This is a genomic window from Microbulbifer maximicatervae (SeqCode) (genome assembly GCF_052467695.1).
The window spans coordinates 279,069-290,845 of sequence record NZ_CP174320.1; the positions used below are offsets into that span (position 1 = coordinate 279,069).

An 11,777-nucleotide genomic window follows, 5' to 3' on the forward strand; every position below is an offset into this window, starting at 1 on the left:
TTTTGCTCTGAGATCGTTCTTTTCTCGGAGCCTGTTTGGCTCCGTAATAATCAATAAAGAATACTTGCACCGGTCTCTGCACCGCTGGCAAGCCCGCGCATATTAGCGAAAAGTTCACGGCCCGTACCACGGGCACTTTCAGACAGATCACACTGGGCCGGTTGGCGGGCATTAAATTCAGCTTCATCTACCAGCACGCGTAAAATACCGGCCTCTGAATCGAGCTCAATCATGTCGCCCTCTTGCACCTTGGCAATCGCACCGCCTTCTACGGCTTCCGGTGACATATGAATGGCAGCAGGGACTTTCCCGGAAGCGCCGGACATACGCCCATCAGTGACTAACGCCACTTTAAAGCCACGATCCTGCAGCACCCCCAACGTCGGTGTTAACTTGTGCAGTTCCGGCATACCGTTGGCACGAGGTCCCTGGAATCTCACTACAGCTACAAAGTCACGCTCTAGCTCACCGGCTTTGAATCGCTTGAGCAGGTCGTCCTGGTTATCCAGAACAATGGCCGGAGCCTTCACTTTGAGGTGCTCAGATTTAACCGCAGAGACTTTGATTACACTGCGCCCAAGATTTCCTTCGAGCAACTGCAAACCACCATGCTGGGAGAAAGGGTCTGTGGCTGGACGAATGACCGTCGTATCACCGCTCTCTTCTGGAGTGGGTTTCCAAACCACACCACCGCCAGCATCACTGTTGAGGAAGGGGTCTTCACAGTAAGGTTCGAGACCGGAATTACCGAGTACTGTGTGCACATCATCGTGTAAAAGGCCAGCGGAGCGGAGTTCGCGAATCAGGAACTGCATACCGCCGGCTGCGGCAAAGTGGTTGATATCCGCAGTACCGTTCGGGTACACATGACAAAGCAACGGCACCACTTCAGAGAGGTCGGCCATATCCTGCCAAGTCAACTGAATACCTGCTGCACGCGCCATCGCAATAAGGTGCAATGTGTGGTTTGTGGATCCGCCGGTAGCGAGCAGTCCCACCACTCCGTTGACGAATGCTTTTTCGGTGAGAATTTTAGCTACCGAAGTGTGCTGGCTAGGTTCAGTAATTTTTACCAATTGCGCCACGGCAGCTTCATTTAATGCCGAGCGCAAATCAGTACCGGGGTTTACGAAGGAACTGCCGGGCAATTGCAGCCCCATAATTTCTACCAACATCTGGTTACTGTTGGCAGTGCCGTAAAAGGTGCAGGTGCCGGCACTATGGTAGGAAGCACTCTCGGCTTCCAATAGTTCAGACCGCCCTACTTTTCCTTCAGCATACAGCTGGCGAACCCGGACTTTTTCCGCATTGGACAGGCCTGTGGGCATTGGACCCGCAGGAACAAAAATTGAAGGCAAGTGGCCAAAAGAAAGAGCACCAATAACCAGGCCGGGGACAATTTTGTCGCAGATACCCAGGAATATGGCTCCTTCGAAAACATCATGCGAAAGCGCGATTGCTGTAGACATGGCAATCACATCCCGCGAAAACAGGCTGAGTTCCATCCCTGCACGCCCTTGAGTCACCCCATCGCACATTGCCGGAACGCCACCGGCAACCTGGGCCGTTGCGCCATTGCGCGCAGCTGCCTCTTTCAATTGAGCAGGGTAGGCACCATAAGGCTGATGAGCGGACAACATATCGTTGTAGGCGTTGACGATACCCAGGTTCGGTCCCCGACCAGAGGCGATCAACTGCTTATCACCCTCTGGAGATGCGGCTATTGCGTGGGCCAAGTTTCCGCAAGACACATGTGCCGCTGCCCGCCCTTCAATATGCGCTTTCTCAACCTGCGCCAGATATTCTGCACGAGTTTCTTCACTGCGCTTTATGATGCGTTCGGTAACGGTCTGAAGCTTGCTGTGAACCATGACTATTCCGTAATAACTCTGTTGAGGTGGTCTCTAGTTACAAAAACCACCAGGGTCACATTTCAGTGGCATCAGCCACCTGTGATTATCTTTCCGTGGAGCGCCTTTCGGCGGAATGGCTCCCACTGCAACCCTTTGGTTGTAGTGCCATCAATGTCCTATTGCCCAATCGTAAATCTGAAGCAGGAGGAACAAAGTTGCTTTTATCAGATCGCTGGAAACCCAATCATTCCAGCGGACAACCTTTCAGCCCACGGCAAGACTGCTTATGGAGACACATGGGAAATCCTGTTATCGGGTAGAAATCTCACTTCCGAACCTCTTCCCGCTCTTAGAGCTGAATGTTAGTGATCCAACAATGCCGGAACCTCCTCCCCACTGAGGTGGTAGAGACTTTGGACGCCCGGCTTGAGTAATTCACCCAATCTGTAGCCACTCAATCTTATTGATACGCATTATGTAGTAAAACTACAAAAATTTTCAAGAGGCTTTAAATAGTGATTGAAGATGTTGACCAGGGGAGACAGGCATACAGGAAGTATTTAGCGTAAAAGCCATCATTTTCTTTAATACTTGGAAACTTAATGCCTTCATTCAGTCACAAAGTGAAAGATTGGCCTTACTTAGGTGTAGGATTTTTACAGGCAAACGATAAGGTCTAGGAATCTCAAAGAATTGGGATAAAAAACTACAAATTACCCACAAATTAAGAAAGGAGGCGCACCCCATAAGCTAATTGCAGACTCATAACTGTTAAAATCCCACCTTCCAGCAATACTTACTTGTCGATGCCAGCAAGGGCAAGGCTCAGATAGAACTAGTTGATGCATGAAAGTCACAATTAACGATGTTGCCGAGCGCGCCGGCGTATCTATCAAAACAGTGTCCAGGGTGATCAATAATGAGCCCTCTGTACGCGCAGCCACTCGGCAAAAAGTGCTCGACGCAGTCAAAAGCCTGAACTACACACCCAGTCTGGCAGCGCGGAATCTGGCGGGCACACACGCCTATTCCATCGCATTTATTTATGACAACCCTAATGCCCACTACGTTATCGATATGCAAAACGGCATATTGGAAGCCTGCAGAGCAAAAGGGTATGAGCTACTTATCCATCCTTGCAATTCGAAATCTCCAGTTATCCACAGCGACCTAAATAAACTGGTCGAGCACGGCAAAGTAGCCGGATTGGTCCTGACCCCCCCTTTTTCAGAGTCACCTTCTTTTATCGATATGCTCCAATCCATGAATGTGGAATTTGTGCGAATTATATCCTCCACCAATACAGAGAAAGCAAAGGGAAAGTCTATACAGATTGACGACCGCCAGGCCGCCTACAATATTACCCAACATCTACTTTCACTCGGGCACAAGCGTATCGCTTATTTAAGCGGAGGCGAGGAGCACCTTTCCACATTGGGGCGCCAAAATGGATACCGCCAGGCACTCGAAGATGCAGGAATAGCAGTAGACCGACATTTGATTGTTGAAGGGAAATATTCATTTGAATCGGGCGAGATCAATGCAAGAAAGATCCTCGACAGCGACAAACCTCCCTCAGCAATATTTGCCGCTAATGACGAAATCGCAGCGGGCGCTCTATTTGCCGCCCGTATGTTAAAGATTGATGTTCCCGGGCAAGTCTCTATCGCAGGATTTGAAGACAGCCCATTTTCTCGACAAACCTGGCCCAAACTTACAACCGCACACCAACCCAATCAGGAAATCGCCCGCTCGGCAGCAGAATTACTGCTTGAGAAAATTCAGTGTAAAAGTTCAAAAGAACTTAATGGTTCTGGGCAAGAGGGTGAAACGTACCGCAGCTTCACCCCCGAGTTAATTATTCGACAATCCACTGGCCCCGCGCCCAAATAACCCCTTCAGCTTAAGAGAGATCTGGAAAGTTAATTCCGTCGATAAATTTCACGCCCCAGGCTCCAGGTCCTATTCACTTGCAGATCCTCACCTAATAAAACCATATCCGCTCGGGCCCCTTCAGTGATTACACCTGCTCCCAGACCAAGGAACTGCGCCGGATACAAACTTGCCATGCGCAGTGCTTCCGGCAATTCAATCCCACACCAGTCGCGGATATTTTTAACCGCGCCGATCATATCCAAGTGAGAACCCGCTAATTCTCCGGTACTGGAGGTCAGTTTATCCCCTTCCCGTGTAACCACTCGATCAAATAGGGGAAAACTGGTGGCATCACTGCCCACTAGCGACATTGCATCGGTTACCAGTAACAACTTACCGCGAGGTTTTGCTTTCAAAGCTAACGCCATAGCGCCGGTACTGACGTGGTGGCCATCGGCAATTAATCCACACCAGGCATCATCCCGGATCAGGGCTGCCCCCACCATACCCGGCTCACGCGAATGAAGCGGGGACATTGCATTGTATAAGTGGGTAAATCCTGTCGCACCAGCATCCAACGCAGCTTCAACAACTTCAGCACTCGCATTCGAATGGCCGAGACAAACATGAACCCCCAGGGAAACCAACTTTCGGATATCGGATACCGATACACACTCTGGCGCCAGAGTGACCAAGCGGATTCCCAGGTCTTCCCGGGCGTAGAGGGAGAGTTCCTCATGACTCAAAGAGCGGATAAACCCTCCTTCATGGGTACCCTTTTTGGCCTCACTTAAATGCGGCCCCTCAAAATGTACTCCAATCACACCCGGAACACCGCTGGACAAGGCCCCACTTACCGCATCAGCTGCCTGCTGCATCACTGGAAAGCTATCCGTAATCAAGGTGGGCAGGAAAGCACTGGTACCAAACTGACTATGGGCTTCGCTTATTTTCTGAAGCGCATTAACTGAGGGCTCCTGATTAAACAGTACACCACCACCACCATTGACCTGGATATCAATAAAGCCCGGCACCAACAAACCCGGTAAGCGCTCAGCATCGGAACTCACACCCCCACCCACTGCGGAAATCAGTCCGCTATCTCCAATGGTGATAGCAACATCTGCAAGTATGCGCTCGCCATCAAATAGCTTTTCAGCAATCAGGATAACCCCCACTTCCCCCTCCCAAATACTATTTTCTGTTTTATTCAGACTGTCTGAGTAACTTTCTTTAAACCCGCCGGCTCATCGGGATTAATCCCCCGACTTACCGCCACGTGGGCCACATCGATATAAAAACGCTGCAACAGCGCCAGTGGAGCCACCCTCGGGTGAACCCCCTTACTCGGCACATGCAAATTAATCAGAGCCGCCCCACGCCGTCGAATTTCATCGATCTGTTGGCTGTGTGTGGGGAATGACTCATCCTCGATTGGAACATTCACCACTGTCAATTTCCCTTCCACCAGCGTAACGGGGCCGTGCAAAAATTCCGCACTGGAATAGGACTCCGCATGGATATTGCAGACTTCTTTTAACTTCAGCGCCAGTTCCCGGGTAATCCCATAACCGGGACCCCGCCCCAAAACTACCAGATTTTGCACCGAGGCCAGGTTTTCCGGACGCAATTGAATTTCTGCCCGCACCGCAGATCTCAAAGTTTCCGGCAACTTTTCCAGAGCATTACAAAGAGCGGGATCCTGCGTCCAATTGGCGACCATCTGCAGTATCGCAGATAGGGTCGCCAGATAACTTTTCGTAGCTGCAACCGCCTTTTCCGGACCAGCCTTTAAGGGAATTACCAGGTCAACCACATCTTTAATCGGCGCATCTTCATCGTTAAGCAAAGCGACTGTATAAGCCCCCTGCTCTCTCGCCATGCGGGCCTGGGTCAGAATATCTGGGCTTCTCCCAGACTGGGAAATGACGATAACCAGGGCCTCATCGAGCTTTAATTTGCGACCATAAACACTGGAGACCGACGGTGCGGCAGCAAAAGTAGGGGTACCAGTTTCAATCTCTATCAGATACTTGGCAAAGACGCCCGCATGATCAGAAGAACCCCTCCCCACAATCATCACAAAACGAGGAGGCTTCTGGCGCAGCCGCTCTCCCAGATGAGACATTATATTGGCATTGGAATGCAGCTGTTCAGCAATCCTATCCGGCGCCTCACGAGCCTCAGCCTCCATGACCGTGGTAACCATAATACTTCCTACCTGACTCACTCAAAATATGAACCCAGTTCTCATATTAATACCGAGCTCCATCAATCAGTCTATGCCCAGCAGTAGTTCACCTCGGTTAATTGACGCCATTAATCGTCCTGCTTTGTTTTCAAACGTCCACTAGCTCGCCAACCCGAAACCCCATGACTGTCACAACAAAACTGGAATTGGGTATACCTTTTTAATCTATGCTTAAGGCACCCCTATCAGTCGCTGCCGATCATATCTACAGGAAGGATCAATGCCCCAAACCCCGGGCAGTTGCACCACACAAAAATGGCGTTTAATCATTCTCCTTGTAGTTGCGAGCTTACTTAGCAGCTGCTCCAGCATTCAATTCGTCTATAACAACATTGACTATTGGATTCGCTGGAAGCTTCGTGACTATGTCGACTTAAATTCCCAGCAAGAGCTGGAGTTTCAAGGGGCTCTAAACAGCTTCTTTCACTGGCACCGCCAAACACAGCTACCAAAATATGCCGATTTCCTGAGCCAACTGGCAGATAAAGTAGATCAAGGCCAACTTGAGAATCCTCAGCTGGCCCCAGTTGAAAAAGAGGTGTACCACTTCATCGAAAGCGCCAGTAACAACGCCTTCAACTTAATGCTTCCTATTGTGGCGCAGTTAACACCACAACAGATTGATCGCCTGCAACACAACCTGGCCAAAAAGCAGCAGAAAACACTGGAAAAATGGCAGCGCTCGCCGTGGAAAATACAACGACACCGCGACCGGCAAATTCGCCGGGAGAGCAGGCGATGGCTGGGAAGTTTAACCGAGCAACAAAAGCAGCTGATCGCAGCCTGGGTAAAGCAGGTAGAGTACAACCCTGTTTTACGTAACGAACAACATATGATTTGGCAGCAACATGCCATTGAGCTTCTCCGAGAGAAGCCTGATGGATACCAACAACAGTTGCGCGGCCTACTGGAAAAGCCTGACCAACTTTGGTCCGACGAATATCGCAAGGCGCAAGAGCAGCGCAAAACCCAAGCTCGCGAACTGGGAGAACAAATTCTGTCCAGTACCAGCCCCACACAACGTCGTCACCTAAGCAAAACTCTGCGCGACTATGCCCAGGACTTCCGCTCTCTAGCCAGCCAATAATCAGATGCCCAGCCCCCAACACCACCGCCGAACTAATGAACGACATGACACCTCAAAAAGCTAGCGTGTTCAGGATAAATTCCACCCAATAGATTCAAGAGAAACTAATAATCATGTGTGATTTCCTGCTGACGAAAGCGACCTAAGGCTGATAAGCTCGCCAACTCACATTACCAGCCAGGGGAATTCAAGTGCATATCGAATCCGCCACACAGGAACAATTGATCGAGTGGGAAAAAGAATTAAGCACCCACTACAACAAGATCTGTCAACACGAGTTAAGCCTGGATATCACACGTGGAAAGCCCTCGGCGGAGCAATTAAAACTTTCCGATAAACTTGATGGAATCCTCTCCGGTGACTATCGAGCGGCAGACGGTACCGACACTCGCAACTACGGTGGCCTCATCGGTCTGACCTGCGCAAGGGAGCTAGGAGCCGAAATGCTTCAAGTGCCGGTCAGCGAAGTGATTGCCGGAGGCAACAGCTCTCTCACACTGATGTATCACGCCCTAGTCACCGGTTACCTGTTCGGCTTTGCGGGCACTACCCCCTGGCGCGAATTAAAAGCTCCCAAATTTCTCTGCCCTGTTCCCGGCTATGACCGCCATTTTACGATCTGTGAGCAGCTGGGTATCGAGATGATTAACGTGCCGATGGGAGAGCAGGGGCCCGACATGGAGCTTGTGGAAAAGCTCGTGCGTGAAGACGCAGAGATTGTTGGTATCTGGTGTGTGCCCAAGTTTTCAAATCCAACAGGAGCCACTTACAGCAAGGAAACTGTAGAAAGATTGGCACAGTTGGGACAATTTGCCGGCGCTAGCTTCCGGATATTTTGGGACAATGCCTATTCGGTGCACGACATTGGCAACTATGTAAATCTGCCAAATATTCGCACAGCAACCCTGGAAAATGATACTGCAGACTCCGTAATACAGTTTGCCTCAACTTCAAAAGTCACCCTCGCTGGCGCAGGCGTTGCGTTTGTGAGCGCCAGCCAGGCAAATCTCGATTCCCTCAAAGGCCAAATGCAGGCAATGACCATTGGTCCTGACAAAGTCAACCAATTGCGTCACTCGAGATTTTTTACCGAACACACCAGTCTGACAGAACACATGCATAAACATGCAGATATTCTTCGCCCGAAGTTCGAGTGTGTTCTGGAGCATTTACATAATGCCCTCACCGATGCAGATATGGGTACTTGGGAAAAACCTGAAGGGGGTTATTTTGTTTCCTTTAATACCCTTCCCGGTTGCGCAAAAGCAGTGGTTAAAATGGCTGCGGATGCCGGAGTAAAATTAACACCTGCCGGCGCTACCTTCCCTTATGGTAAGGACCCTGAGGACAGCAATATTCGTATTGCACCCAGTTTCCCACCGCTGGAAGAACTGGATACCGCAATGTCTGTTTTCGTCCTCTGTGTCAAACTGGTGAGTCTACGTAAAAAGCTTGGCAAAATTTAACCATCCAAAATGTCAGGTGAGATTTCCTGAATCATCAAAAAAGGCAGCTTTACGCTGCCTTTTTCATAAAGAGCCGCTTCTAAGTCAGCTGGATAAATAACGTTTAGCAAACTTCTCGTCCACTTTTGATAAATCAACAACGACCAGCCCATCCACAGCATCGCAAAAATCCGGGTCAATATTAAAGGCGTGGAAACTGGTCCCTCCCGTTTTAGTAACAGAGGCATACTTTTTAAATAGGGGAGGTAGCATAACGCCCTCCTCACGCAAAATATGCTTCAATTGACGCATATCTGACACCGAATCCCCAAGTAATTCAGGCAGTTCAGATTGTGCTTCCGGAAATGGCAGTCGAGCATCCCCCAAGGAGTTTTCAGGAGCAAAATAATGGGAAAAATAGCGCACAATAACGGACTTCGCTCTCACGGAAAATGTACCGGGCATAGACACTGGGCCAAATAGGTAGCGTACCTTATTGCGCAATACCCACTGTCCAATAGCACACCAGAGCAGGTCCAACCCGCGCCCTCTCCAATATTCCGGCAGTAGGAAGCTACGCCCTAGCTCAGCAGAATCTGGCAGGCACTGCCGAGGAGGCTGCGGGTAATTAAATAGCGTACTGCTGTATATCTGATCATCCGAGAGCGCCTCGGTCGCTGCTATGCGGTAAGCTCCTGCAATCTGTCGATTTTCTGCATCCCACAACAATAGATGGTCGTAATGAGCATCAAACGCATCCCAATCCCGACTCTGGCCGGTCCCCTCCCCCACTGAGCGAAAGGCAATCTCCCTCACTCTGGCCAATTCCCGCATGACGGGGCAATCTGCTTTCTGCCGATATAAACGCACAGAAAAATTACCCAGTTCAGAGAGTGATACACAGGACTCAACCACTCGCGCTACATCGACTTTTGGCTCAGCTTCAACAATTAATTCCGGCCCCAGAGGGGCGGGCGAACGATGTAACTGGTAGACATGTTTACGCCACAGAGCAGCCTTGGCGCGGGGTGTTAGCGGCCAGCTACGAAAGTGTTCCGCTTCCAAGGGACGTCCTATACGAATATCGATACTGCGGCTGGCCTGTTTAAACATCTCCCTGATCAACCATAAAGTCGAGAGGGGCTTGTTCAACATGGAGAGGCCATAGAACCACCAGGAATTCCTCCCTAAAACCTGCACCGGCAATATCGGCGCATTGGTTTTTTCCGCAAAACGGGCAAAGCCTGAATTCCAGCGTCCATCCCGAACCCCATGGGGGGTGAGCCTGGATACTTCGCCCGCCGGGAAAATGATAATCGCTCCCCCGTCACCTAAATGGCTATAGATACCTTCAATATCGGCTCGACGGGTACGCCCATTAAAGTTATCTACGGGCAATAAACAGGGGCGCAGGGATTTTATGTTCCATAATAATTGGCTTGCGACAGCTCGAACATCTTTCCGTACCCGCGCCACCATATCGATCAGAGCGAGACCATCCAGGCTTCCTAAGGGGTGATTAGACACAATCACCAGCGGCCCACTAGTGGGAACCCGAGCCAACTCTGATGGATTTAATTCGTAGCGAAAATTCAAGTCATCGAATACCTGGCGAATAAAATCCAGGCCGCCAAGGTGGGGGTAACTGCTGGTAAATTCCTGTAGCTGCTCCTCACAACAGATTTTCTTTACTGTGGCAGAAACCAATTTTCGCGTGGTTTTTTGTGGTGCCGCGCTGTACCAGGCGTTTTTCTGCAAAAGAGTCTCAAGATGAATCATGCCGCAACCACCTCTGTCATTATGCTGGCAATTTTTGGAGTCCGATACCAATGTAAAAGATCTAAATTGCCATCTTGTTGTTCTACAACCGCACTCATAGAGTCGACCCAATCACCACAATTCGCATAGGTCACAGCATCCCCACACACTGTTTTATTTCTAAGGGCAGGCCTATGGATATGGCCACAAATAACACCATCAAATCCCCGCGATATCGCTTCACGGGTGGCGACATCCTCAAAATCACTCATCATTTGTCGAGCGGCACCCACACGATTTTTTATCTGGCTGGCCAGCGACCACCAAGGCTTATTAAATCGATTGCGCCAATAATTGATCCAGCGATTAAAGCGCAACATCAGGTAATAACTGCGATCGCCGATATGGTAACTGATTGGATTTATTTTAATTCGGTGTTCAAACTGATCGCCGTGGGTCACCCAAAAGCGGCGCCCATTGGAAGCGGTGTGGATATAGTCTTTTTCAATTCGGATATTGCCGAGCCGCTTTCCGGCCCAGCTGCGCATTGGAGCGTCGTGGTTTCCAGGAATATAAATGACTTCAGGCGTCAGGCTACTTAATTCGGAAAGCATTTCCAGTAGCAGCGAAGAGGCCTGGCACCATGTACCTCGTCCTTGAGCGAGTGCCTGCATATCAAAAATATCCCCAACCAGATAGACCGTATCGGCGCGATTCTGAGCCAGAAAATCTGCAAGTCGATGGGGCTCACTGTCTCTGCTGCCCAAATGGACATCGGAAATCCACAGTGCGCGATAGCGATTGCTCATAGCAAAGTTCCAGTCTGTACCAGTTATCAACCCATAAAAATCAGGGCAGATACGCGGCAAAAATGTAGGTCGTCGCTTGAGCTAACTTGAGAAAAATCGATAAATCCGTATTTGCTCTCTTGCTAGCAAATTGAGATCAACTAAATACAGAACGTCGTTGATCGTCAGCGCAACCACTTTGCAGCGATTTGATGACAGTCAGGAGGATTTTTATTGAAGCTTATATTGCAGAGGAAAAAAAGGTGCAGCGGATGATTTTGGCGCTAAAAACCGGGCATAGAGCCCGGCCTGATTCAGAGTAAAAATAAAGCTTACTCTGTGTCCTGGGGATGACGGATAGGCGGAGCAAAAGGAAACTTGGCAACTTTGTCACCCTTTACTTCAACAATCTTGCCGGTGCCCTCTTTTTCCACTTCATCGATACGCACGATGCTGTGCGTCGGAATATAGGAACGGGTTACCGAAGCAAATTCGGTTTTCAGCTTTTCCTCACTGGGATCGACCACAAGCTGAGCCTTTTCCCCAAATACAAACTCCTCCACCTCGATAAAGCCGTACATATCACTTTGATAGATGGCCCGAGCGTAGAGTTCGTACACTTGGTTTTGATTGTGGAAAATAACTTTATAAATCGGGTTGGCCATAAGTCTCTCAGGATGGGGATGACCCCGAAGCTCAAATTGATCAAAGAACGGGCAA

General features: G+C 49.7%; 9 protein-coding genes. 3 read left to right on the forward strand and 6 right to left on the reverse strand.

The features are described from left to right. Positions 1–50: 50 nt before the first annotated feature. Entirely contained in the window at positions 51–1,871 is a 1,821-nt protein-coding gene (gene edd / locus ACJJI8_RS01275) for a phosphogluconate dehydratase (RefSeq protein ID WP_444934013.1), read from the reverse strand. Positions 1,872–2,699: 828 nt separating this feature from the next. On the opposite strand from edd, the gene ACJJI8_RS01280 reads away from it, so the two are divergent. Then, on the forward strand, positions 2,700–3,746 hold the full coding sequence (locus tag ACJJI8_RS01280) for a LacI family DNA-binding transcriptional regulator (protein ID WP_444934014.1): 1,047 nt from the start codon (positions 2,700–2,702) through the stop codon (positions 3,744–3,746). Positions 3,747–3,775: 29 nt separating this feature from the next. On the opposite strand, the gene nagA is transcribed toward ACJJI8_RS01280, so the two are convergent. After that, positions 3,776–4,906: an N-acetylglucosamine-6-phosphate deacetylase gene (gene nagA, locus ACJJI8_RS01285; protein WP_444934015.1), complete on the reverse strand. Its 1,131-nt coding sequence runs from the start codon at positions 4,904–4,906 to the stop codon at positions 3,776–3,778. Positions 4,907–4,938: 32 nt separating this feature from the next. Further along, positions 4,939–5,937, reverse strand: coding sequence for a glucosamine-6-phosphate deaminase NagB-II (gene nagB-II / locus ACJJI8_RS01290; RefSeq protein WP_413663100.1), 999 nt, complete (start codon positions 5,935–5,937; stop codon positions 4,939–4,941). A 262-nt stretch (positions 5,938–6,199) separates the two neighbouring features. Between nagB-II and ACJJI8_RS01295 the strand changes: the two genes are divergently transcribed. Together ACJJI8_RS01295 and ACJJI8_RS01300 are read left to right on the forward strand one after the other, a co-directional pair. Beyond that, a complete protein-coding gene (locus ACJJI8_RS01295) occupies positions 6,200–7,066 on the forward strand; it encodes a DUF6279 family lipoprotein (protein ID WP_444934016.1) in 867 nt (288 codons plus the stop codon). A gap of 191 nt (positions 7,067–7,257) precedes the next feature. Beyond that, a complete protein-coding gene (locus ACJJI8_RS01300) occupies positions 7,258–8,532 on the forward strand; it encodes an aspartate aminotransferase type Ic (protein WP_444934017.1) in 1,275 nt (424 codons plus the stop codon). A gap of 84 nt (positions 8,533–8,616) precedes the next feature. Here the strand turns inward: ACJJI8_RS01300 and olsF are convergent, their stop codons facing one another. From olsF to ACJJI8_RS01315, 3 genes are all read right to left on the reverse strand, one after another. After that, complete coding sequence (olsF, locus tag ACJJI8_RS01305) at positions 8,617–10,290, reverse strand: bifunctional ornithine lipid synthase OlsF (protein ID WP_444907436.1); 1,674 nt, start codon at positions 10,288–10,290, stop codon at positions 8,617–8,619. After that, a complete protein-coding gene (locus ACJJI8_RS01310; protein ID WP_444896292.1) occupies positions 10,287–11,078 on the reverse strand; it encodes a UDP-2,3-diacylglucosamine diphosphatase in 792 nt (263 codons plus the stop codon). The genes olsF and ACJJI8_RS01310 overlap by 4 nt, the downstream gene beginning before the upstream one ends. A 311-nt stretch (positions 11,079–11,389) precedes the next feature. Continuing rightward, on the reverse strand, positions 11,390–11,722 hold the full coding sequence (locus ACJJI8_RS01315) for a DUF1820 family protein (protein WP_444934018.1): 333 nt from the start codon (positions 11,720–11,722) through the stop codon (positions 11,390–11,392). Positions 11,723–11,777 lie beyond the last annotated feature (55 nt).

Excerpts from the sequence above, each read along its gene's own strand:
- edd (WP_444934013.1), bottom strand. The coding sequence starts at position 1,871 with ATGGTTCACAGCAAGCTTCAGACCGTTACCGAACGCATCATAAAGCGC.
- ACJJI8_RS01310 (WP_444896292.1), bottom strand. The coding sequence starts at position 11,078 with ATGAGCAATCGCTATCGCGCACTGTGGATTTCCGATGTCCATTTGGGC.
- ACJJI8_RS01280 (WP_444934014.1), top strand. The coding sequence starts at position 2,700 with ATGAAAGTCACAATTAACGATGTTGCCGAGCGCGCCGGCGTATCTATC.
- olsF (WP_444907436.1), bottom strand. The coding sequence starts at position 10,290 with ATGATTCATCTTGAGACTCTTTTGCAGAAAAACGCCTGGTACAGCGCG.
- nagB-II (WP_413663100.1), bottom strand. The coding sequence starts at position 5,937 with ATGGTTACCACGGTCATGGAGGCTGAGGCTCGTGAGGCGCCGGATAGG.
- ACJJI8_RS01295 (WP_444934016.1), top strand. The coding sequence starts at position 6,200 with ATGCCCCAAACCCCGGGCAGTTGCACCACACAAAAATGGCGTTTAATC.
- ACJJI8_RS01315 (WP_444934018.1), bottom strand. The coding sequence starts at position 11,722 with ATGGCCAACCCGATTTATAAAGTTATTTTCCACAATCAAAACCAAGTG.